This is a genomic window from Bacillus sp. SD075, assembly GCF_017355165.1.
In the GTDB taxonomy this organism is placed as follows: domain Bacteria; phylum Bacillota; class Bacilli; order Bacillales; family DSM-1321; genus Peribacillus.
Genome location: NZ_JADILK010000006.1, coordinates 75,702 through 98,516, shown reverse-complemented (window position 1 = coordinate 98,516; position 22,815 = coordinate 75,702). Strand labels below are relative to the sequence as shown.

The following is a 22,815-nucleotide window of genomic DNA, read 5'->3' as shown; positions in this document are numbered from 1 at the left end:
AGCGAAAACACTTTATGACTTAAGGGTGCATTGTGAAAGGAGTGAAAAGGTGAATTTTGAAAAAATACCGGTTACGGTGCTTAGTGGTTATCTTGGTTCAGGAAAGACAACTCTGCTTAATCACATTTTAACTAATCGGGATAATCTTAAAGTAGCCGTTATTGTCAATGATATGAGTGAAGTGAATATTGATGCTGCCTTGGTTAAAAAAGGGGGGGTTGCTAAAACCGACGAGAAACTGGTAGAAATGCAAAATGGCTGTATTTGCTTCACCCTTAGAGAAGATTTACTCATTGAAGTGGAAAAGCTTGCACAGCTAGAAGATATTGATTATATCGTTATAGAATCAAGTGGAATAAGTGAACCAATACCAGTAGCTCAAACCTTTACCTATGTTGATGAAAGTATGGGTATCGATTTGTCTAAATTATGTAGGCTGGATACAATGGTTACCGTTTTGGATGCTAATCGATTTTGGCATGATTACGCTTCTGGAGAAACTCTATTGGATCGGAAGCAGGCAGTGGATGAAACCGATGAGAGGGAAATAGCCGATCTTTTAATTGATCAAATAGAATTTACTAATGTGATTGTACTGAACAAAGTCGATTTAGTCTCGTCAAATAATGTTCAAAAACTAAAATCAGTTCTACAAAAATTCAGTCCTGAGGCACGAATTATAGAAAGTGAATATTCACGTGTACCTCTTACTCAGGTTCTGAACACTGGACTTTTTGATTTTGAGACATCGAGTCAGGGAGTAGGTTGGCTTAAAGAATTAAATGAAGAGCATGTTCCAGAAACCGAAGAGTATGGCATAAAATCATTTTTATATCGTCGCAAAAAGCCATTCCATCCAGAAAGGCTGATGAATTGGATAGAAAATTGGCCAGTCGAGGTGATACGATCAAAAGGATTTCTTTGGTTAGCTTCCCGGCACGATATTTCCGGACTTCTCTCCCAAGCAGGTCCTTCCCTGACGATTCAGGCAGCAGGTAATTGGATAGCAAGTTATCCGGAAAAAGAACAAGTACAAATTCTAGAAGATGAACCAGAACTATTAATTAATTGGGACGAAACATATGGTGATCGCATAACTGAATTGGTTATGATTGGAATTGATATGAATCAAAAGGAAATTGAAAAAGCTTTAGACGAATGCATACTTACTGAAACAGAAATGAAGCAAGTTTGGTCTGCATTTAAAGACCCACTACCTTCTTTTTTAACAGATATGAATAATATGAAATAATGTGGAGGGAAAAAGATGAGAATTAATATTACGTTAGCATGTACGGAAACTGGAGATCGCAATTATATTACGACAAAGAATAAACGAAATAATCCAGATCGGATTGAACTAATGAAATACTGTCCACGATTGAAAAGACGTACATTACACAGGGAAACCAAATAGGCATTAAGAACTTAAAATCAATATGAAAGAATACGTATGATAAAACGTAATCCTTCCGATTTGTAAAAAGGAGAATTAATATGGCGAAAAAATCAAAAGTTGTTAAAGAGCAAAAAAGGCAGGAAATGGTGATGAAATATGCAGCCATTCGTGCAGATTTAAAAGAAAAAGGTGATTTTGAAGCACTAAGAAAACTCCCTAGAGATTCTTCGCCTACTCGGCTTAAAAACAGATGTGAAGTAACTGGAAGGCCAAGGGGATATTTAAGAAAGTTCAAAATGTCTAGGATTGCTTTTAGAGAGTATGCTCACAAAGGGCAGATACCGGGTGTGAAAAAAGCTAGTTGGTAAATATATTTAAACATCAACTACCAGATGTGAAAATCTGGTAGTTGGTGTTTTTATAGTAATAGTTAAGAGGTGAAAATATGGAGCAATTTAATCCCATCTTAATGGAATTTTTACTTCGAAGTGCGATCAAAAAATTACCTGATATACAGAGAGAAGTTTACCAGTATATTGAGAGTATGGAATATCGATTAGAGGATACTGCCGTGGATGAAAAACAATTTCTTCAATTAATGATTGCAAATTCTCCATTTAAAGCGGCAGCAGACCACTTCTCTCTTCCTATCTCTACAATAAAGAAAATAATGGATGAGGCACAATTAGAAATAGATACATCCATTGATGAACGGTGTAAACGAATAAAATGGATTGATTACACCGATAAATCGGATAAAACCAAACAGAGAGTATTCATGTTCTTATCTTAACCTAATAACCTTCTGCGCAAAAGAAGGTTGGACCATTCTAATAATCAGTATTCAGGCACTATGATAACAGTAAGAAATTATAGGTAATCCTTATAAAGGAATTAACTATGTTTAAGTGGATTATTATTGGAGACGGAATATAGGGGACGACTTTAGCCACATTCTTTTTAAAAGCTGCCCCCCCCCCTTTAGAATCCGTATCTTTGAAAGCGTTCCAGCGTGGCTTGGGCCAAAGAATCAGACGGGATACATTAAATAACGAAATACCGAATACGAAGAGAACCAATTAAAAAACTTATATGTGACAGCTCCATTAGCAGAACTTGAAATGGTCCCTAAGCACGTAACATTTCTGGAGCCCATCGAGCGGTAAGTATAATCGTTAGATCTTTATGATAAAAAATTTCGTATAAATCGAAATGATTACTATTTAAATGAGGTGAGTGAAATAATATGAAAAAAATTCCGGTGACTGTGTTAAGTGGATACCTAGGTGCAGGTAAGACAACTTTACTGAATTATATTTTAAAAAATAGGCTAGGCTTAAAAGTTGCGGTTATCGTAAATGACATGAGTGAAATAAATATTGATAGCGAACTGGTCAAACAAGGTGGTCATGTTTCTCGGGTGGATGAGAGGCTTGTAGAATTATCCAATGGTTGCATTTGCTGTACTTTACGTGAGGACTTACTTCAAGAAGTAGAGAAGTTGGCTAAAGCAGGAGATATCGACTATATTCTGATAGAATCAACGGGGATTAGCGAGCCTATACCAGTGGCACAAACCTTTTCATATATAGATGAAAGTATGGGTATCGATCTAACTAAATATTGCCGATTGGATACGATGGTTACAGTTGTTGATGCGAATCGATTTTGGCATGATTTTCAATCAGGGGATTCTTTATTGGATAGAAAGGAAGCTGTAGGTGAAAGTGATGATAGAAATATTGCCGATTTATTAATAGATCAAATTGAGTTTTGCGATGTCCTCATTCTTAATAAATGTGACATGGTTGAAGATGAAAACTTGGATCAATTAGAGAGTGTATTACGTAAATTACAACCTGATGCTAAGCTGATCCGTACAGAAAATTGCAGGGTGGATCCAAAGTACATCATGGATACAAACCGATTTGATTTTGATAAAGCAAGCGCCTCCGCAGGGTGGCTTCAAGAATTAAATGAAGGACCGGCCCTTCATACACCCGAGACCGAAGAATATGGAATATCATCCTTCGTTTATGCAAGAAGATTGCCTTTTAATTCAGAGAAATTTTCCAATTGGATACATTCGATGCCTAAAGAAATCGTCCGTGCTAAAGGGATTGCATGGTGTGCGACGAGGAATAATGTAGCATTGCTTTTATCACAAGCAGGACCATCCGTGACACTTGAGCCATTGTCTTATTGGGTCGCGTCTCTACCGGAATTACAACAAGAGGAAATATTTAAAAATGAAACACAAATCCTTAAAGAATGGGATATTGAGTATGGAGATCGTCATACTAAGCTAGTCTTTATCGGGATAGATATCAACACAAGGCAACTCACAAAAGAATTGGATGCATGTTTGTTAACGGAAAGAGAGCTAGAAAGCAACTGGGAATACCTTCCGGACCCGTTCACTTGGAATATATAAGAAGAAAGGACACACGCCCTACGATTAGTAGCTTGAATTTTTAAGGAGTAGTTAAAATGACACAAGTAGAGGTAGTTATCATAAGCGGATTTCTTGGCAGTGGAAAGACTACGTTGTTGCAAAATTTATTAACAGATGAAAAAGCTAGCGGAAGAAAAGTGGCCGTTTTAATGAATGAATTGGGGGAGAAGTCCATTGATACAGAAATAATAGGTGATAAGGTTCCTCTACAGGAATTGTTGAATGGATGCATATGCTGCACGGCGAAAGATGATTTGGAAATCTCTTTATTAACCTTATTCCATATGCATCAACCAGATGTAATATATATAGAGGCGTCTGGTGTTGCCCATCCGATTGAAATCCTGGATGCCTGTCTGTCGCCGGTCATTGCTGACCGCATATCCATACGCTCAATCATTTCAACAGTTGATGCATATCGATGGTTACAAAGGAACAGTCAAAGTCCTCAGTTGAAGCGCTTATATGAAGAGCAAGTAAAACATGGAGATACCTTAATCATCAATAAAACCAATCAGTTAAGTAAAAATGAATTACAGCAAATTACAACAGAATTAAAGTCTTTCAATCCAGATGCAACTCTTTTTATGACTAATTTTTCTCAAGTACCATTATCTGATATTCCTTATTCTAATCGCACTTCCATTTGTGAATTTGAGAAGGTGAATGTTCAACAACACTTACATATCCAGGCAATAACCTATACCTTTACTAATGAAATTAAAAAAAACGATTTTGAGAAGTGGTTAATGAAACTTCCTGATACGATTCATCGAATAAAGGGCTTTGTTCGATTCGTGGAAGAAAGGGGAAAAGTCAATCTATTTCAATATACATACGGAATGCCTTCTTATTACCCACAAGATATTGCTTTTACAAATCATTTAGTTGTTATTGGAGAAAACCTGGACAGAAAAAAAATTCATTCCCAATTAAACAACCTTGAAAATATCTATTTAAATAATTGAACGAATAATATTTAAAGAAAAAGCTATCCTTTATTTAGTTAGCTTTTTCTTTATTGGAAAAATGCCCATACTTAAAAAGACCCTGCTCAATTGAAAAGGCGTAATGGGCGGCTTTTTAAATGAACGATTCTTTCAATTAACGTTCATTCAATCGAGAGGTGTTTTTTACTTTTTCGATAAAAAAAACTTTTACATTATGTATTGTATAAAGATAGCTGCTATAATAATAGCTATACCAAGCACTAAAACAGGAAGAACCGTGATGAAAGGACTGCAAATCCAGAAATCATACATCGAACTCGGCTCATTTTTTGTTTTCATTGAATATGAATACTAGACCGACAATTATCCCTAGGAAGTAAGCCCCTTGTCAATTTTGATAAACCGTATAAATCATATACCAAACAAATATACCCGAAAATAAATCCAATTATAAGAGTAATGTATTTAAGTATTTTCATCATGGTGATATAATGGCTTTTACGATTGAAGGTTATTTCCAAGAAGACCTTGGAAGCTTTCTTTAAGTAATTTTAAAAATTCTTTCAATACATGCCAGTTTTTTATATTATCTAAATAGGAGGTCATTTATGGTTAAAGAAGAAAGTTCCCTTTACGATAAATTACCGTTAGAATTATTGGCTGGGTTTTATTTTGAAATAAGTAAGAACATTGAAAAAGGCATCTTGTCTGATGCTATGTATCATGAAATTAGATTAATGGAACAAGCAGCTTTAAGAAAGGGGATCTCACTTGAATACTTACATGACAAAGGTTCCTGTATGATTGAAGATGAGAAACTACTAAGAGGAACAACCATGCAATACAAAATCGTAGAATAAGAGTTCAATTGTTTTCTAGTAACCTCGAAATGTAAGCGTTTTCTATTGTGAAAAGAATGGATTGGATGGCATGTGTGGCTGTCATAATATCTGGCGTAGGCGGCTGGGCCGATATTGGAAGAGGAATTAGAGAGAATTTCTATCGAGACAAATGTTTATAATCTAATATTTCTATCTGTTACTTAGAGACAAAACAACAGAAGCATATCTCTCAGAATTTTGTTCTGGATTTTAAAATTTATGGTAGAGCTTCCTCCAAAATAAGGTTTTGTGTTTAAGGGTGGTGCCTTATTTCAATAAGCTGACCATCTGGTGGCTTAAAGTGGAGAATTACATTTGTATATATGTTTAACAACAAATATCCCGTAAGAATATATATTATTGCCTAGTGTAAAATATCAAAAATACAATTCTGTTCGGGAAAAATTGAAATTCCGAAGCTAGAAATTTGATTTTAATGGGGCTAAATACTAATACTGCATGATCTTCACTAAACTCAAATGTAGTTTCATTCCTGAGATTGTGTTTAGTTTATTGAAAGGATAGCTGAAGAAGAAAACAGTAAATAAAGGGATAGTTTATTATATCGAGTAATTTAAGATTACTTAGGATTCAGAACTTTTTTGAGTTCATTAATTTTAAAGGGATTTAATTCATAGGGTTAATAAAAAGATGGGTAAAGGTTATCCATCTTTTTATTTTTAAATTGATATCTTCTTGGTACATACATAGCTTTGAGGGGAATAACTCTCAGGTAACGTAATACCTAATTCCTTGTTTATTTCTTCAACCGTCATATTGATTTACTCTTTTTAGTGAGTAACCTGAAGGTCAGCAATTGAATATGAAACAGCTGTTCCCCTGATTTTTACTCCGCCTCCTTTAATATACAATATAACATTCCACCTCTTTCGAAAAGCTGTCTTGCTATCATTTCATCTTAGCTCAGGCGTTGCGATCAATTAGGAATGAAATTGCAATGTGCAGAGCCACAAACGGGATCTTCATTCACGATAACCTTTGGATAAAAGCATCAAGAAACAAAATCATACTTTTCAAGCTCTCCATTCATCGTTTGAAACGGAATTGTCCCTACATTATCTTCATAGTAGTTAGCAATTATATAAGCTGTTGCCAAAGTAGAGTGACAGCATAGATCACCCCCTCCTCCTGGAGTAAAATAACGAGTTGTCATTCATTTGCTATTGAGCGCTAACGTACCCGCTAGCTGAAGGTCGGGGCTGCCTTAAAGGCAGTTTTTTCTTGTGTGCCAGGCATGGCAACTACCTAGGTGGTGATAGTTCTCTATGGGGGTACACATCGACCAACCACTAAGGAAATCAAGTTCGTTTAACATTATATTACTTAATAGTGGACTGAGGTTGCCTCCTTGCGGCGTACCGACAGGTGTGTCTTCATGTTTTCCATTCACCATGACTCCACTGACTAAGTATTTTCTGATTAACGAGATGACATTTTCGTCTTTTATTGTATTGGATAAGGAACTGGAGAAGAGGACTAAGGTTCGTGAGGTACGCTGATGATGCCCTTATCTTTGTGAAAAGTGAAAAGGCAGCGAACCGAGTAATGAGCACAATCGTGAGATTTATAGAAGAGAAATTAGGCGAGATAATCAACGTAGAGAAGAGTAGAATCTCACGTCCAAAAGAGTTGAAATTCTTAGGATTTGGGTATTATTACGACACGAATAACAACAACTACAAAGTGAAACCTCATCCAAGTTCTGTACAGAAGTTTCAAAGGAAACTTCGACAACTGACAAAGCGAAATTGGAAAGTTCCACTAGACTACCGAATATTGAAATTGGACCAAGTAATAGTTGGATGGGTAAACTACTTCAGAGTGGCAAACATGAAAAAAAAGATGGAACGAATAGACACAAAGCTTCGCTCTAGAATTAGGGACATCATATGGAAACAATGGAAAGTAGCGAAGAAACAAATTAAATCGCTTATTCAACTAGGAATTCCGGAGGAAGAAGCGAAAGGATTAACCCACTGTCGAAAAGGTTACCGATTCATAGGAGTATCCAAAGTCGTCCAAAGAGCAATCTCAAACAAAAGACTAAAGCAGAGGGGAGTCCCCTCTGCTTTAAACATTATCTAAAAGTATATAAATTGAAACGTCGTATACGCGAACCATATGTACGGTGTTGTGAGAGGGGGGGAAAATAATACACTTATTTTCCCCCTACTCTATTTATGCAACTGACGGGGCAGGTTAGGTGGAGAAGGAAGCATTTTGAACGATCTGGAAAAAAAATAAAGGCGATAAATAAAAAAGATAATGAGATGTTTGTATAGAAAAGATACGTGTTAAAAGATTTAGCAAATAGAAGAGGGTATTGAAAAAAATGATTTAGGGAAATAATTTCAATTTATCTGGTGCTGGCTGATTAGATGAAGGATGAAACGGTTACGGGGGTAATTAGCAGAAAAAAAGTTTAGTTGCTAATAATTGAGTATATTGAATTTTCTAAATATTATTGGTACTATTATGATGATTATACTCTGAGATAAGGGCTAAAATCGATATTTAACCATTTATTTGAAATGAAATACTACTATATTAAAGGAGTGGAATTAATGGATCAATTATTTAAAGGATTGGATGATATTTATAACGAAATCGTCGATATTCGACGCCATCTTCATCAACATCCTGAACTTTCTTTTGAAGAAGTGAATACAGCAAATTATATTGCGGCCTATCATGAAAAACTTGGGCACAAAGTACGCAAAAGTGTGGGAGGAAATGGGGTTTTAGCTTATCTGGTAGGAGATAAACCCGGGCCGACGGTTGCTTTACGGGCAGACTTTGATGCACTTCCGATTCATGAACAAACAGACGTACCGTTTAAATCAGTTAATGAAGGAGTCATGCATGCATGTGGCCATGATGGGCATACAGCAACATTATTGGGCCTTGCAAAAGTTCTAAATGGCATGAAGTCGGAAATTGAAGGGACAGTTGTTTTTCTCCATCAACATGCTGAAGAGCTACCACCAGGTGGAGCCATCGCTATGATAGAAGATGGTTGCTTAAATGGGGTTGATGTGATTTTTGGAACGCACTTACAGGCACAGATGCCATTAGGAGAAATTGGTTATCGGACAGGCCCTCTCCAAGCAGCACCTGATCGTTTTGATATAACAATTCAGGGTAAAGGTGGACATGGCGCTGCCCCGCACGAAACAAAGGATAGTATTGTAATTGGAGGACAGCTTATAGGTAATCTACAACAAATTGTTAGCCGGAAAGTAGATCCATTAGAATCTGCTGTTGTATCAGTTTGTGCTTTTGAAGCCAAAAATCCTTACAATGTTATTGCAGATACAGCTACTTTAACTGGTACAGTTCGAACATTTAAAGAAGAGATTCGTAATTTTATAGAAAAAGAAATTGAAAGAGTCGTTAAGGGAACATGTATTGTATCCGATGCAACCTATGACTATAAATATACGAGAGGATATCCGACTACAGTTAACCACAAGGAAGAAACTGAATTGGTAGCGAAATTGGCTCACTCAGTACCTGGTGTCGAATCTGTTAAAGAAACCCCACCTATTATGGCTGGTGAAGACTTCTCCTATTATTTAGAACAAGTAAAAGGAACTTTCTTTTTCACAGGAGCAAAAAGTCCTGATTGGAAACAAGCCTATCCACACCATCATCCAAAGTTTGACATCGATGAACGCTCGTTATTAATCGCTGCAAAAACTCTTGGGGTAGCGACATTACAATACATGAAGAATGGTGCAAAGACTTTATCATCACAACAAGTATAAAAAATAGTGAAATTAAGGGGCCTCTTTGTATATGGCCCCTTAATCAAGACCAAAAATGAAAAGGGATGATAAAGATGACAACTGAAACACAAAAACTTTGGAAAGATTGGCGAGTACATGCCACGGTCTTTGCTATCGTATTACTGTCTGAAACGATTGGCACGCACCAAATTCCCTTAGGACCAGGAGTTATTTTATTATTGCCAATGCTTTATGCAGTTATAATTGGAATTTTATTATTCTTTACACCACTTGTTAAGGAAAAGCAATCCAAAAGTGCCGAATCACTTGTTTTTATATCGGTTACATTACTTATTGCGAAGTTTGGTGTACAAGCAGGTCCAGCCTTGCCTCTGTTAATTGAAGCAGGCCCTGCACTACTCCTTCAAGAAATAGGAAATCTCGGCACTATTTTTCTGGCCCTTCCAGTGGCAGTTTTACTAGGATTGAAACGAGAATCTATCGGAATGACACACTCTATTGGACGTGAGCCCAATGTCGCTTTAATTACAGATAAATACGGTTTTTCCTCACCAGAAGGTCGCGGAGTTATGGCTGTATACATCTTTGGTACCGTTTTTGGCGCTATTTTTATGGGATTAATATCTGGATTGTTAGCAACTATTACGCCCATTCATCCATTATCCTTTGCTATGGCAACTGGAATAGGAAGTGGAAGTATGGCGGCTGCTGCATTAGGGCCTCTAGTTACAGCGTTTCCAGAAATGAAAGATCAAATTATTGCTTTTTCAGGTGCAAGTAATCTTGCAACATCTGTAACAGGTTTATATGTGAGTATTTTTATTGCTTTGCCATTAACAGAAAAAATTTATGAATGGATGACAAAAAGAAAAACTAAAAATATGAAATCGAATGTAGGGGTGTAACCAATGTTAAAGAACATCCAAGAATGGGTATTAGTTTTGGTTATTATTGGAGTTGTGGTGTTAATCGGAAATTGGATCGGCTATGATATACTCCCAATCACTGCTTTACCAGGAATGATTATTTTAATCCTTATTTCTTTAGCTGGCCTGATTATCGGCAAACTAGTCCCACTTAAAATTCCAAGTATAGCTTACATTGGAATATTAGGTTTTATACTTACTGTCCCTAGCATGCCTGGATCAGATCAACTTGTAAAGTGGACGGCAGATGTCAGTCTTTTAGCAATAGCTACACCCATCCTAGCCTATGCGGGGATAGGTATTGGCCGTTCATGGGCAGACTTTGCTAAACTAGGTTGGAAAACGATTGTTGTAGGAATGTGTGTATTACTTGGGACCTTTTTGGGTTCTGCAATTATTGCTGAAATTGTTCTACGCTTTCAAGGGATTATTTGATTTGAGGGTGAATTGATATATTATCCATGGCGTCACACGGACAGCCTCTCATTTAGGCCAGGGTGAATCCCTTGCCTTAAATGAGGTATTTATAACAACATAGACCTCGCTAAAATATTTAAATAGTATATTATGTAGTAATCAAGATTTAATGTCATACAGAACATCATGGATTTTGAATCTTAGGAGATCCACTTGCATTTGAAAATAATGAAGATGGATTTGCTAGTTTATTAAAATGGATGGACAAGCTTCAAAGATTAAATAAACTGGTGGCAGCCCTCGTGGGAATGGAACCTACAGGCCATTACTGGATTAATCTTTCAAAATGGCTATTTATACAAGGAATTGATGTAGTAACGGTAAACCCTCACATAAAGTCTGTATGCGTTTGATGTGCTTGTGAAAATCCAAATTAAAATGACCTGATGGACTTTAAGAGTCAGGTCATTTGTTGTTTTTACATGTTTATGTTATCTATAAATAGGAACATCATTTTCATGTGATGTAACGATAGGATTCATTGCATATGTTTCACTTGCATAACGATTTCTTTTTTGCTTGCCGATATCTGTGCCGTATATATGAATGGTAATTGCTATATCATTAAAAGGATTACGGACACTGTGAATGTCAGCATTAGGTGGATAAACAAAAGAAATATCTTTCGTTTTTGCAATGACAGTTTCCACAACTTCTAGATTAAATCCAACTTCACTTTTATCATTGGGAATTTTACGATATCTAGTTTCTTCAATGGTTCCTTCATAAATACCGACTAAACCCCATACTAAATGATCGTGAATAGGTGCTGTTTGACCAGGTCCCCACACAAAGGCAACGATAGAGAATGCTTCATCCTCCGGTTTGTAAAGTAAAAATTGCCTGTACTTATCGGGCTTTGACTGTTTATATGATTCGGGCAATAAGTCTTCGTTTTCCAGTAGTGATTGAAAATAGGGTTGCATTTGGTTAACAATCTCTTTTTCGGATTTTGCCACATGTAGCACTTTTCTTATAGATTCCTCAAAGGTTTGGATAGATAGATGTGTCATTTTTTCCTCCTTTATCGCAAATGCATTTTTTTGGTAAAATAACTTGGAATTAACTCTCTCTAATTATAATAACTTGAATGCATGCTCTTGTATAATTGAAAAAGAGGAATAAATAGTTCAAAAAAAATGAATTGAAAATAAAACCAACTTGATTTATCGGGAAAATGGATATATAGTAAAAAAAACAAATTTAATAAGCCCACTAGACAACTAGAGGCCATCGAGTGGTTATATAACCAGTGTTTGGACTAATGGGCATAGATTGAATAAATATAATCTATAAAGAAAAAGCCTATGAATCTAATTCCAAGATTCCTAGGCTTTTTTAGTTAAAAAATATGTGGGGTGGAAGTTTGTGGATTTAAGAAACATAAGAACCTTTCAGACGATAGCGCGTCTTGGAAGTTTTCAAAAAGCAGCAGATGAACTGAAGTATGTACAATCAACTGTTACATTGCAAATCCAAAAGCTGGAATCGGATCTTGGTGTAAAATTGATTGAAAGGGGGAAAAAAATTTACTTAACAGAAGCGGGAAGAGTTTTTCATGAGAAAGCAGATATCTTACTAAGAGATCTAGCGTATATTCAAAATACAATGGCTGAATGGCTGAATGGTGAAGCTGGCAAGATTAGAATTGGAGCGATAGAACCAATGGCCATTTACCGTCTGCCAAAAATTTTGGGGCCATTTTGTAAAAAGTATCCCAAAGTGGAAATCAGCATTCAAATAAACAATACACAAAATTTAAATCAAATGATACTAGACGGCGAACTTGATATAGCGCTTTGCAATACACCAATATTAAATCATACAACAGTATTTGAGCCATTGTTAACGGAAGAAGTATCTCTAGTAATTCCTGATAATCACCCTATAGCCCAAAAAAAAGAAGTCTACCTATATGATTTAAAGGAGGAAAGACTCTTATTAGGTGCTTTAGTATGTAATTATCGAATTAATTTAGAAAAGTCATTAGTAGAAGCTGGTGTCATTCCCCATATTGGTTTAGAGGTAAACAGTATGACCGCATTAAAGGAATATGTACAGGCTGGACTAGGAATAGCCGTAGTCCCGGATGTCATAGTTGAATCCCCTCCAGTAGGTACCATGGTCAGAAAGATAGAGGACTTAAAAGAAGGTGTAGTTACAGGAATATTACGCAAGACAAACACCATTACAAATGGTACGGCAATTGAAAGATTAATAAATTCAATTAAAGATAGCGTTATTCAAAAAAAGTCACATCAGTATTTCTGAACGATACGTTTTTATTTATCAATTATACAAATTGAATTTGCTAATATATAATTTGGAAAACACATTATTCCGAGTCGCAAACTTGTTAAATTTGATTAAACCAGATTTTCTTAAAATGTTCTGTTTCTTTAAGAAGGGAGGAAAGAATAGTAATGGTAACTGTGAATGATCATCCATTATCTGGGATAAAGGTTATTGAATTCGGTCAAATTGCAGCTGGTCCATATACGGGCATGTTATTAGCCGATCTAGGAGCAGATGTCATAAAAATAGAGAGACCAGATGGTGGAGATGGTATGAGAGCATGGCCTCCTTTTTTTGAAAGTGATAAAAAAGGGGATTATAGTTCTAATTTTTCATCTTTAAACCGTAATAAGCGAAGCGTCGTTATCGATTTTAAAATTAAAGAAGAATTGAAGTTATTAAAAGAACTTTGTTTAAAAGCAGATGTTATTGTTGAAAATTTCAGGCCTGGAGTGTTAGAGAAATTTGGATTGGACTATAATTGTCTTTCTGAATTAAATCATAAACTAGTCTATTGCTCTATTTCAGGATATGGCCAACTAGGCCCCTTCGCTAAAAAAGGAGCTTTTGATGTGTCAATACAAGCATTTAGCGGCCTAATGAGTGTCACCGGCGAAGAGGATGGCCCGGCTGTAAAGTGTGGTGTTCCAATTGCCGATTTTTCCGTAGGCCTATATGCTGCCTATACGATAGCAGCCTCCATTCATAAATCAAAACAAGAGGGGAAAGGTGCATATATTGACTGCTCAATGCTTGGAAGCGTAATGGGGATTTCAGCGCTTCAAACTAGTGAATATTTTGGGAATGGGCAAGTACCTAAACGTTTAGGTACTGCCCATCCTCGGAACGCTCCATATGAAGTATTTAATGGCCACGACAAACCTTTTGTTATTGCTGCAGGAAATGATAAACTTTGGTACGAAGTTTGTGAAGCAACAAATCTAGAAGATTTATTTACCAATCCAAGATTTGTGACACAGACTTTGCGGGCGAAAAACCAAAAATCACTAAAATCAATACTACAAAAAGTATTTATTACAAAAAGCGCAGCTGAATGGCTCGATGAATTTGATAAACGAGGTGTCCCTTCAGCACCAGTTAATGATTTTCAAGAGGCTTTGGCCAGCCCTATTACCGAATCACTTGATATTGTAAAAAAGATGGAACTACCTAATGGTAAGCAAACACAGACAATAGGATTTCCAGTAAAAATGACCGGGTACGAGTTTGAGATTTATCGAAATCCCCCTATTATAGGGGAACATAATGAAGAAGTAATAGAAGAATGGCTGCATTCAACTGGATTTGAAATGAAGTAAGATAGAAAGGGTACCGGGACATTAATATTAATAAACCAAGTGTTAATATATGAATAATATGATTAATTTAATGTAGAATACTGCAACAGAAACATTATCTGTAGGTACATGATTAGTTTCTGCAGTTAAAAAAAGGAGAAGGCTCACATGACTATTGCAATGGTCTTATCAGGAGATAAAGAAATAATTGTGCCGATTGTGGTGGGAGATGTTATCCGCTTATTCGATGTTGAAACAGGAGAGGTCAAGGACTTTGAAAATCCTGCTCTTAAGCTGCAAGCTGGAAAAAGAGGAGCTGTTATAAGATGGCTTAATGAAAGAGGAATACATATTTTATGTGCTCCTCCTAGTATGCTTTGTGAGTTGTCGTATGAGACTGCTCAAAAAGAAAAATTTCGTTACTACCGTGTTCAAAATAATACAGGTTTCTCCGAATTGAAAGCTTTAATCTCGAGTAACTCTATAAAACTGTCTATTGAACTCCCAAAAAATGAGATCGAGCCAAGTTTATTTAGTTCCTGAAGTAAACAAATAAGTATGATACAAAACATGAAAGGAGCCGCCATGGAAACGTTAAAATTGAACATTGACTGCTTAGGCTCATCAAAAAAGGTTGCTCGTATTTCTTTAAACAAACCTCACAATCTGAATGCAATTGACATTGATCTATACAAAGAAATAAAAATGGGCATGGAAATGATTACTGCTAGGGATGATATAGGTATCTTAATTTTAAGTAGTGACGTATCTCGTGCCTTTAGTACGGGAGTAAATGTTAAATACATACAGACATTAACAAATCAAGAGGCAAGTCAGTTTTTTTATGATTTATCCATCTTGTTGAATGAACTAACTCATTTTCCGATTCCGACAATTGCTATAGTGAACGGATATGCATATGGAGCAGGAGCTGATTTGGCAATTTCGTGCGATTTGAGAATCGCAACTGCTACAAGTTTTTTTCGATTTCCTGGTCCACAATTTGGACTGATCTTAGGCACACAGCGTTTAATCAATGAAATTGGCGTTTCAAAAACCCGGTTTCTAACACTGACAAACACAAAGCTTGATGCACGTACGGCCCAAAACTATGGGCTGGTCCATGAAATTTGTGTGGATGTAAAAGATGCCCTTGAAATTTCATCTAAATGGGCAGAAACACTGCTGAAAGTGCCGATAAAAACAGCTCAAAAAATAAAGGGCCTATGCTGTGTAGAACAAAACGATTCTCATGATTTAACGAGTGAGTCAGTTCTTCAAGGTGATTTTAAGAAAAGATTCCATGATTATTTAGCCAAATAGTTTGAAAGAAGCGAGCGTGCATAAAGAAATGATGGATTTAATGGAGAAAGAGAAGCAGTTACTTAAGTTTATATTTGGCCTCGAATTTTCGTTAACTGTCGTTATGAAAATTAATCAGAATATCCTGTGATTCTATAAATTAGATGCAGAAACCACAGTACGATATTTTCAGAATAATACACCTAATCATATCGACATACCAAATTTTCTCCATTAGAGTTTTGTTCAGGAAGATAACTTACATCTGATCATCAGTTTATCCTAGGAGTGTGAGGAACATGTTTGAGAAAAAGGGTGTAGAGCTAAGCATCCATCAATTGAAAAAGTCGTATGGCCATTTAGAAGTTCTCAGCAATGTTGATTTACAAATTGCTTCAGGAGAATTTGTGGCGATTGTGGGTAAAAGTGGTTGTGGAAAAAGCACATTGCTCCGGCATATTGCAGGGCTGGAAGAAAAAACAGAGGGAGAAATTAGACAGAATCAAACCGCCATTAATGGTTTAAATCATCAAGCTAGAATCATGTTCCAAGAAGCACGCTTATTACCATGGCAATCGGTTGCTGAAAATGTCGGAGTAGGATTAGGCCTTAAAACAGGATGGAAAAAACGGGCAATTTGGGCGCTGAGGGAAGTAGGACTTGGAGAGCGTGCTAACGATTGGCCTTCGGTATTATCAGGGGGGCAAAAGCAAAGGATAGCTTTGGCGAGGGCCCTTGCTGCTGAGCCGCAATTATTATTGCTGGATGAACCGTTAGGGGCTTTAGATGCTTTAACGAGAATTGAGATGCAGACACTCATTGAGGAGCTTTGGCAACAGCAGAAATTTACGGCGTTATTAGTTACTCATGATGTAACCGAAGCTATTACTCTAGCGGATCGAGTTGTTTTAATAGAAAAAGGATCAGTGAAAATGGATTTACCAATTCCATTACCGCGCCCGCGAAATCGATCCAACCCAGATTTTGCTGAATTAGAGGAAAAAGTTCTGGAGAGGGTATTGGGGAAAACAGGTAGGTTTAAACGAGCTGTAAATGAATAATCTATAAATCTTACTAAATTGGGGGAATTTCAAATGGTCGAATTTATTACAATGGCACCAACAGCAGGAGACGGAGAATTTGTGGGTGCAGTTCACAATTCAACTACGAAAAAATTGAACAGTTGGACTGGAACCGATGAAAGCTCTGATCGTCCTCCTACTCATGAATATATTAAGGCTGTGGCACAGGCAGCAGAAAAGGGAGGATTCTCGACCTTACTCTTGCCGACTGGTGCAGGTTGCCTTGATTCCTTGGCAGTTGCCGCAAACTTAATTGCTTATACAAGTAAATTAAAATTTCTGTTTGCGGTCCGCCCTGGTTTTATCGCACCCACAACATTTGCTAAGCAATTTGCGACTGTGGATTATTGGTCTGGTGGAAGAGCGTTAGTCAATATCGTTACCGGCGGTTCGCCAATAGAGTTAGCAGGAGAAGGAGATTTTTTAGAACATGATGTCCGTTATCGTAGAACTCGTGAATATATTCAAGTACTGAAAAAGTTATTTACTAAGGATAGATTTGATTATCAGGGCGAGTTTTTCAACTTGAGGGAAGCTTCTCTATTCCCAAAACCACTGAATACTCCACAAATTTATTTTGGGGGAGCCTCTGAAATTGGGAAGGAGGTCGCAGCCGAAGAATCGGATGTTTATATGATGTGGGGGGAAACGATCGAAAATACAAAGGAAAGAATCGAAGAAATGAAACAACTGTCTACTAAACGAAAACGAGTATTAAGCTATAGTATTTCCTTTCAAGTCGTACTTGGTGAAACCGAAGAAGCTGCTTGGGAAAATGCCGAACGTCTGCTTAGCAAAGCGCCGCCCTCTGTATTACAGAAGAAAGGAGAAATGACCTCTAAAGAGGATTCGGTCGGAGCAAAACGGCTACATCAATTGATGGAAAGCGGGATAGAAAAAAACTTTAAGATCGGTGCAAATTTATGGGCAGGGCTGACTCAGGTAATATCAGGTAACTCCATTGCTCTTGTGGGAACATCTGACCAAGTGGCAGAGCGTATAGTTGAATATGTGCAACTGGGATTTGATAAGATTTTACTTAGAGGATTTCCACATTTGGAGACTATCGAACAAGTAGGACAGACAGTGATTCCGAAGGTTCGGGAAAATCTGGCCCAAAGTCAACTTGTTTAACAGCTGATAAAGAACAAAAAACTATTGTTTAGATTGGAGAATGTTCAATGAACCACGTTAATCAAGGTAAGGCATTTCTCTCATTATTTAGCATTCTGATACTGGCATTATTTCTTACAGCGTGTGGGAAAGCAGCGGGAACGGTTGGAAATAATAAAGAAATTAATATAGGCTATCAAAAAAATGGCACTTCGCTTACATTGAAAAACAAACAGGCACTTCAAAAGGAGTTGGAAAAAGAAGGATATAAAGTGAATTGGTCTGAATTCAATACAGGAAGTTCGATCCTCGAAGCTTTAAATGCTGGAAGTATTGATTTTGCAGGGGCAGGAGACATACCGTCCATCTTTGCTCTTTCGAAAGGCAGTGATTACAAATTTATAGCAAGTGAACCCTCATCCCCATCGTCACAAGGAATATTAGTTGGCATAGACTCTCAAATAAAATCACTTGAAGATTTAAAAGGAAAAAAAATAGCTTTTAATAAGGCCTCTATCTCTCAATATTTATTAAATCAATCCTTAGATTCAGTTGGTTTAGACATGAGTGATGTGGAACCTGTGTATCTCAATCCGCCTGATGCAAGTGTTGCTTTTGAACAGGGGGAAGTGGATGCATGGGTTGTATGGGATCCTTATATGACAGTTTCTGAAAGTAAAGGCAATAACATTCTAAAGAATAAAGCTAGTGTTCCATATAGAACCTTTTATTTCAGCAGTTCTAAACTGGCAAATGAACATCCTGAAATAGTGGAAAAATTTGTGGAACATTTAGCAGATGCAGGCAAAGAAATTGATCAAAATCCTACTAAAGCCGCTGCATTACTTCAAAAAGAAACAAGTATCCCGAAAAAAACATGGGAAAAGGTCTTGAATAGGAAAATGTCAGACGTAAATTTCATAAATGAAGAAGCTGTACAGGATTTGCAGGCACAAGCAGACATTCTACTAAAAATCGGTCTTACCGAAAAAGCAGTTAACATCGATGATCATGTTTGGAATCCAAAGGATAATTAATTAACGTTTTCATGAGAGGGGGATTATAATGAAAAAAAAGAGATCCAGGGCCTATCACCAGGCTGCACCATGGATTATCCCCATTTTGCTGTTGATCTCTTGGCAGGTATTTTCTGTTACCGGCTGGATTTCAGGGAAAGTATTACCGTCTCCTCTTGATGTGATAAAAGCAGGAATTTCTTTGACGGGAAATGGAGAGTTAGTTACGAATATATGGGTCAGTTTTACCCGTGCGTTTATTGGATTTGTGATAGGTGGAGGAATCGGGTTGATACTCGGACTATTAAATGGGATTTATCCAGTTGCAGAACGACACCTGGATACAACCATTCAAATGCTCAGAAACATACCACATTTGGCCTTAATTCCAATCGTTATTTTATGGTTTGGTGTAGGAGAGGAAGCCAAGATATTTTTGGTGTTAATCGGTGTATTTTTTCCTATATACATAAACACGTACCATGGTATTCGTTCGATTGATAAGGGATTAATCGAAATGGGCAAGGTTTATGGTTTGTCCAGATGGAAGCTATTTTCCAAAGTGATTTTCCCAGGGGCACTCCCTACGATTCTGGTTGGCTTTCGATATGCTCTTGGCATTATGTGGTTGACACTTATTGTAGCTGAAACTGTGGCAGCAAGTTCTGGTATCGGATATATGGCCATGAATGCCCGCGAATTTATGCAGTTGGATATTGTTGTGTTGGCAATTATTTTATATGCATTACTTGGCAAACTGGCAGACTCTTTAGCGAAACTTCTTGAATGGCATTTGCTAAAATGGAATTCGGCTTATCAAAAGTAATAAGACAGTTTTTCTGATTTTTTTAAAGAAGCTTTAAGGATGGGCTAAAATAAATTGATTAGGCACTGAAAAAGGCTTCAATCAATAGTGCAGAAAATCCACAGTAACAACAAAAATCATGCTTTCCACAATGCAAACAAGATTCGTACCGTCCATGAAGGGATCAGAAATTGTGAGAGGTGCAAATATTAAAAAACGCAAAAAACTCTAGAAATCTTTATATATAAGGATTTCTAGATACAGTCGGTAGCCCTAAATAACTAGAAAGAATACAAGACTCGTCCTTGACAGGGAAGGGGGCGGGGGAAGAATCAGGTCATTAATACAGAAATATCAAAACCTCTTGTTTATCAAGGGGTTTTCTTGTTTTCGGATGTCTTTAGTAATATACGGTTTTGAATGAAAGTATAAATTCTTCGATAAATGAAGTTGTTTCTTTTAAAATGGGAATCCTCTAGGGCGTTAGATCACATTGTTTTTCGTGCTGAGGCTCATACCTCTTGTGACAGCGTTATGGTTCTTGTCATACAAGTACGCATAATACGTTAAAATCAAAGTTTATATTTACTAAGCGGTATCCTCTGTAGGATGAAAAACGCAAGAACCTTTCACGTTCTAGAGGAGTTCTATGATACGTTCTCTGATAGGTGACTTTCAAAAAATGGGAATTGAAGGCTTTACTTAAGGTCTGTCTTTTTTGATTAAAATTTTCGCTTGATTTATTTGCCATTATACGCTGTCACTTGTTCGTTAGTAAGCCGTCCATACTAGTGATGAAAGGGGAGAGTAAAGATATAATGTTAGGCATGATCCAGAATTGGAGATGCCTGGCATCTTCTTGTTAGAAGGATGTCGGTACGTAGTATTATCATGTTTTCACAAAATCCAATTCCTTTAAATTATATTTTTTAAGTTTCCGATATAAGGTGGATCTTGCCATTTTCAATTCTTTTGAAACAGCCGAAATATTCCATCCACTTTGAACTAAACGTTTTCTTATTTGCTCCATTTCTTCTTTTTCCATTATGGAAAAGCTTGCATGTTCTACCTCGTCAGGGGATTGTTGGGTTTGAAAGTTAGCTAAATAATCGGGTAGGTGACTTTTTTCAATTTCAGCAGAACTGCTAAAGATGACGGCATGTTCAAGTGCGTTCCTTAATTCTCTTATATTGCCTGGCCATTTATAGCTTAAAAAGAAACTTTTTGTTTTCTCTGCTAAACGAAAAGGCAAAGGTTTATGATACTTTTGTGCAAATAGAGTTAAATAGTAATCGCTGATTGGGATGATGTCTTCTTTCCTTTCCGATAACGAGGGAACCGTAATAGAGATCACATTTAGCCTGAAAAACAAGTCTTTTCTAAAGTGTCCTTCCTCAATCATGGCCTCTAGATTTCTGTTTGTTGCGGCAATTACTTTTACGTCTAATTTTATGTTCTTTGATGAACCTAATCTTGTAAACTCATTTTCCTGAAGTACCCTTAGTAAATGCACCTGCAAATCAATCGGCATTTCTCCGATTTCGTCTAAAAAGATCGTACCACCGTTTACTTCTTCAAATTTTCCTTTTTTCCCTTCTTTTTTTCCTCCGGTAAATGTACCGCTTTCATAACCGAATAGTTCACTTCCAATTAGTTCCTTTTGTATGGCACCGCAATTAACGGCGATAAAAGGTTTATCATTTCTCGAACCTACTTCATGAATATACCTAGCAATAACCTCTTTTCCCGTGCCTGTTTCTCCGGTTAATAAGATCGGGGTGTTGATTGATGCAAGCTGCCGACATTTATGTAAAATATTCTTCATTTCTGCGGACTCAACGATCAAATGATGATCCTTTGTATGGGTTAGCGCACTGGATGTGGAATTACTGTTAGATTTGAAAATAGCTAAGTACCCAATTTCTTCTTTATTGATGATGATCGGTTTCAAGTCGATAAATTGAAATCCTTCTACTTGATTCATGAAATGATTGGGATGTTGAAGAAGTCTTTTCATTATTAAATGGTTATCAAAGGTGTTCTCTTTTTTCAAATTTAAGGCATTCAGTAACGTGGGGTCTCCATTAACAAGAACGGATTCGTTACTAATGACAAAGACAGAATGATCCCTCCATTTGAATGTACATTGATGATAATATTCTTCAAGTTGTGTAAATTTTGTTATATAAATGGTTAGAAGTTGTTGTTCAATCATCTGTGCGAGGGAGACGGCTAACCCAAGTGTGTGTGGTTGTGTGCTTGGCCAAAATCCAGTAAAGTCGATGGCTCCAATGACATTTTTGGTATAAGGATGAAAAATAGGCGATGATGAACAGGTCAGGGGATGGAAGCCTTCACAGAAATGTTCAGCAGATAAAACTTGAATGGGCTTTTTAGAAACAATGCTTGTACCGATGGCATTGGTGCCGGCAGCGCGTTCACTCCAATCCATTCCAGGTGAAAAATTCATTTTTTTCGTTTTCCTCATAATATCCGGTTCGCCTTTTAAATAGATCATTTTCCCACTTTCATCATTAAGTGTAATTAAGTAGCCAGTACCAATTATAGTATTATAAATATGATTAATAATCGGTATGGCTGCACGATAAAGGTCGGATTCAGAAAGAAGTTTTTCCAGTTCATAAGAGGTAAGGGCCGCACTAGCTTGTTTTTGATTTGGATTTAATCCGCTTAATAGACAACGGTTCCATGAATTTAGTATTTCACGCCGAACGCCGTTTTGCAGATCTTCACTATTTGGAGGATTTGTCATAAAGTTTTCCCATTTATGTTTGATTTCGCCTACTTTATTGAGCAAGTCCTGTGTGGAAAAAATAGAGAGAAAAGGGTTTTCCAACTTATTAAAACCTCCTCAGCATATATACGTAACATTTTTTCCTGAAATCGGTTCATGAAGGGGATGGAAATGAAATGATTATTAAAAACGATTACAACAACGGAATATTTAATAATTTGAATATTTAGTATATTCAAAATGTTAACCTAGCCTGTTATCTAAATCAATAGTTAATTAGTTGTTTTAAGA

General features: G+C 36.7%; 21 protein-coding genes and 2 pseudogenes. 20 read left to right on the top strand and 3 right to left on the bottom strand.

Features of this window, described 5'->3' with window-relative positions; genetic code table 11:
* The first annotated feature begins 49 nt into the window (after positions 1-49).
* The 7 genes from IOC57_RS06975 to IOC57_RS06945 all read left to right on the top strand — a co-directional run bounded on the left by IOC57_RS06975 (position 50) and on the right by IOC57_RS06945 (position 5,664).
* Positions 50-1,252 carry a CobW family GTP-binding protein gene (locus tag IOC57_RS06975; protein WP_207438030.1) on the top strand — a complete coding sequence of 401 codons (1,203 nt, stop codon included), beginning with the start codon at positions 50-52 and terminating at the stop codon, positions 1,250-1,252.
* A gap of 15 nt (positions 1,253-1,267) precedes the next feature.
* Positions 1,268-1,417, top strand: a complete 150-nt coding sequence (rpmG, locus tag IOC57_RS06970) for a 50S ribosomal protein L33 (RefSeq protein WP_098373698.1) — start codon at positions 1,268-1,270, stop codon at positions 1,415-1,417.
* 80 nt (positions 1,418-1,497) lie between these two features.
* Positions 1,498-1,767 (top strand): 30S ribosomal protein S14, encoded by a 270-nt coding sequence (gene rpsN, locus IOC57_RS06965; protein WP_207438029.1) that lies wholly within the window; start codon positions 1,498-1,500, stop codon positions 1,765-1,767.
* 77 nt (positions 1,768-1,844) lie between these two features.
* Entirely contained in the window at positions 1,845-2,192 is a 348-nt protein-coding gene (locus IOC57_RS06960; RefSeq protein WP_207438028.1) for a hypothetical protein, read from the top strand.
* A gap of 453 nt (positions 2,193-2,645) precedes the next feature.
* On the top strand, positions 2,646-3,833 hold the full coding sequence (locus IOC57_RS06955) for a GTP-binding protein (RefSeq protein ID WP_207438027.1): 1,188 nt from the start codon (positions 2,646-2,648) through the stop codon (positions 3,831-3,833).
* A 56-nt stretch (positions 3,834-3,889) separates the two neighbouring features.
* Positions 3,890-4,822: a CobW family GTP-binding protein gene (locus tag IOC57_RS06950; protein WP_207438026.1), complete on the top strand. Its 933-nt coding sequence runs from the start codon at positions 3,890-3,892 to the stop codon at positions 4,820-4,822.
* A gap of 590 nt (positions 4,823-5,412) precedes the next feature.
* On the top strand, positions 5,413-5,664 hold the full coding sequence (locus IOC57_RS06945; protein WP_207438025.1) for a hypothetical protein: 252 nt from the start codon (positions 5,413-5,415) through the stop codon (positions 5,662-5,664).
* Between the two features lie 1,339 nt (positions 5,665-7,003).
* Here the strand turns inward: IOC57_RS06945 and IOC57_RS25770 are convergent.
* Positions 7,004-7,165 (bottom strand): annotated as a pseudogene (locus IOC57_RS25770) (group II intron reverse transcriptase/maturase); the annotation flags it as partial.
* A 26-nt stretch (positions 7,166-7,191) separates the two neighbouring features.
* Here IOC57_RS25770 and IOC57_RS06935 point away from each other — a divergent pair.
* The 5 genes and pseudogenes from IOC57_RS06935 to IOC57_RS06915 all read left to right on the top strand — a co-directional run.
* Positions 7,192-7,791 carry a group II intron maturase-specific domain-containing protein gene (locus tag IOC57_RS06935; protein ID WP_309487680.1) on the top strand — a complete coding sequence of 200 codons (600 nt, stop codon included), beginning with the start codon at positions 7,192-7,194 and terminating at the stop codon, positions 7,789-7,791.
* A 479-nt stretch (positions 7,792-8,270) separates the two neighbouring features.
* Complete coding sequence (locus IOC57_RS06930) at positions 8,271-9,473, top strand: M20 family metallopeptidase (protein WP_207438024.1); 1,203 nt, start codon at positions 8,271-8,273, stop codon at positions 9,471-9,473.
* 74 nt (positions 9,474-9,547) lie between these two features.
* The gene (locus tag IOC57_RS06925; RefSeq protein WP_207438023.1) at positions 9,548-10,360 is read left to right on the top strand and encodes a DUF3100 domain-containing protein; all 813 of its coding nucleotides are present in this window, start codon (positions 9,548-9,550) and stop codon (positions 10,358-10,360) included.
* Positions 10,361-10,363: 3 nt separating this feature from the next.
* On the top strand, positions 10,364-10,816 hold the full coding sequence (locus IOC57_RS06920) for a hypothetical protein (RefSeq protein WP_207438022.1): 453 nt from the start codon (positions 10,364-10,366) through the stop codon (positions 10,814-10,816).
* A gap of 179 nt (positions 10,817-10,995) precedes the next feature.
* A pseudogene (locus IOC57_RS06915) lies at positions 10,996-11,193 on the top strand (IS110 family transposase); the annotation flags it as partial.
* 96 nt (positions 11,194-11,289) lie between these two features.
* Here the strand turns inward: IOC57_RS06915 and IOC57_RS06910 are convergent.
* Positions 11,290-11,871: a cysteine dioxygenase family protein gene (locus IOC57_RS06910; RefSeq protein WP_207438021.1), complete on the bottom strand. Its 582-nt coding sequence runs from the start codon at positions 11,869-11,871 to the stop codon at positions 11,290-11,292.
* Between the two features lie 355 nt (positions 11,872-12,226).
* On the opposite strand from IOC57_RS06910, the gene IOC57_RS06905 reads away from it, so the two are divergent.
* The 8 genes from IOC57_RS06905 to ssuC all read left to right on the top strand — a co-directional run bounded on the left by IOC57_RS06905 (position 12,227) and on the right by ssuC (position 19,790).
* Entirely contained in the window at positions 12,227-13,129 is a 903-nt protein-coding gene (locus IOC57_RS06905) for a LysR family transcriptional regulator (protein ID WP_207438020.1), read from the top strand.
* Between the two features lie 152 nt (positions 13,130-13,281).
* Positions 13,282-14,472, top strand: a complete 1,191-nt coding sequence (locus IOC57_RS06900) for a CaiB/BaiF CoA transferase family protein (RefSeq protein WP_207438019.1) — start codon at positions 13,282-13,284, stop codon at positions 14,470-14,472.
* Positions 14,473-14,619: 147 nt separating this feature from the next.
* Complete coding sequence (locus IOC57_RS06895) at positions 14,620-14,994, top strand: hypothetical protein (protein ID WP_207438018.1); 375 nt, start codon at positions 14,620-14,622, stop codon at positions 14,992-14,994.
* Between the two features lie 42 nt (positions 14,995-15,036).
* Entirely contained in the window at positions 15,037-15,774 is a 738-nt protein-coding gene (locus IOC57_RS06890) for an enoyl-CoA hydratase/isomerase family protein (RefSeq protein WP_207438017.1), read from the top strand.
* Positions 15,775-16,052: 278 nt separating this feature from the next.
* The gene (locus IOC57_RS06885) at positions 16,053-16,814 is read left to right on the top strand and encodes an ATP-binding cassette domain-containing protein (protein ID WP_207438016.1); all 762 of its coding nucleotides are present in this window, start codon (positions 16,053-16,055) and stop codon (positions 16,812-16,814) included.
* A 33-nt stretch (positions 16,815-16,847) separates the two neighbouring features.
* Positions 16,848-17,969, top strand: a complete 1,122-nt coding sequence (locus IOC57_RS06880; RefSeq protein WP_207438015.1) for an LLM class flavin-dependent oxidoreductase — start codon at positions 16,848-16,850, stop codon at positions 17,967-17,969.
* Positions 17,970-18,016: 47 nt separating this feature from the next.
* Complete coding sequence (locus tag IOC57_RS06875; RefSeq protein WP_207438014.1) at positions 18,017-18,985, top strand: aliphatic sulfonate ABC transporter substrate-binding protein; 969 nt, start codon at positions 18,017-18,019, stop codon at positions 18,983-18,985.
* Positions 18,986-19,013: 28 nt separating this feature from the next.
* Positions 19,014-19,790 (top strand): aliphatic sulfonate ABC transporter permease SsuC, encoded by a 777-nt coding sequence (gene ssuC, locus IOC57_RS06870; protein ID WP_207438013.1) that lies wholly within the window; start codon positions 19,014-19,016, stop codon positions 19,788-19,790.
* Positions 19,791-20,658: 868 nt separating this feature from the next.
* On the opposite strand, the gene IOC57_RS06865 is transcribed toward ssuC, so the two are convergent.
* Positions 20,659-22,626 carry a sigma-54-dependent Fis family transcriptional regulator gene (locus IOC57_RS06865; RefSeq protein WP_286184588.1) on the bottom strand — a complete coding sequence of 656 codons (1,968 nt, stop codon included), beginning with the start codon at positions 22,624-22,626 and terminating at the stop codon, positions 20,659-20,661.
* Between the last annotated feature and the right edge of the window lie 189 nt (positions 22,627-22,815).

Excerpts from the sequence above, each read along its gene's own strand:
- rpmG (WP_098373698.1), top strand. The coding sequence starts at position 1,268 with ATGAGAATTAATATTACGTTAGCATGTACGGAAACTGGAGATCGCAAT.
- rpsN (WP_207438029.1), top strand. The coding sequence starts at position 1,498 with ATGGCGAAAAAATCAAAAGTTGTTAAAGAGCAAAAAAGGCAGGAAATG.
- IOC57_RS06960 (WP_207438028.1), top strand. The coding sequence starts at position 1,845 with ATGGAGCAATTTAATCCCATCTTAATGGAATTTTTACTTCGAAGTGCG.
- IOC57_RS06955 (WP_207438027.1), top strand. The coding sequence starts at position 2,646 with ATGAAAAAAATTCCGGTGACTGTGTTAAGTGGATACCTAGGTGCAGGT.
- IOC57_RS06950 (WP_207438026.1), top strand. The coding sequence starts at position 3,890 with ATGACACAAGTAGAGGTAGTTATCATAAGCGGATTTCTTGGCAGTGGA.
- IOC57_RS06945 (WP_207438025.1), top strand. The coding sequence starts at position 5,413 with ATGGTTAAAGAAGAAAGTTCCCTTTACGATAAATTACCGTTAGAATTA.
- IOC57_RS06930 (WP_207438024.1), top strand. The coding sequence starts at position 8,271 with ATGGATCAATTATTTAAAGGATTGGATGATATTTATAACGAAATCGTC.
- IOC57_RS06925 (WP_207438023.1), top strand. The coding sequence starts at position 9,548 with ATGACAACTGAAACACAAAAACTTTGGAAAGATTGGCGAGTACATGCC.
- IOC57_RS06920 (WP_207438022.1), top strand. The coding sequence starts at position 10,364 with ATGTTAAAGAACATCCAAGAATGGGTATTAGTTTTGGTTATTATTGGA.
- IOC57_RS06910 (WP_207438021.1), bottom strand. The coding sequence starts at position 11,871 with ATGACACATCTATCTATCCAAACCTTTGAGGAATCTATAAGAAAAGTG.
- IOC57_RS06900 (WP_207438019.1), top strand. The coding sequence starts at position 13,282 with ATGGTAACTGTGAATGATCATCCATTATCTGGGATAAAGGTTATTGAA.
- IOC57_RS06895 (WP_207438018.1), top strand. The coding sequence starts at position 14,620 with ATGACTATTGCAATGGTCTTATCAGGAGATAAAGAAATAATTGTGCCG.
- IOC57_RS06890 (WP_207438017.1), top strand. The coding sequence starts at position 15,037 with ATGGAAACGTTAAAATTGAACATTGACTGCTTAGGCTCATCAAAAAAG.
- IOC57_RS06885 (WP_207438016.1), top strand. The coding sequence starts at position 16,053 with ATGTTTGAGAAAAAGGGTGTAGAGCTAAGCATCCATCAATTGAAAAAG.
- IOC57_RS06880 (WP_207438015.1), top strand. The coding sequence starts at position 16,848 with ATGGTCGAATTTATTACAATGGCACCAACAGCAGGAGACGGAGAATTT.
- IOC57_RS06875 (WP_207438014.1), top strand. The coding sequence starts at position 18,017 with ATGAACCACGTTAATCAAGGTAAGGCATTTCTCTCATTATTTAGCATT.
- ssuC (WP_207438013.1), top strand. The coding sequence starts at position 19,014 with ATGAAAAAAAAGAGATCCAGGGCCTATCACCAGGCTGCACCATGGATT.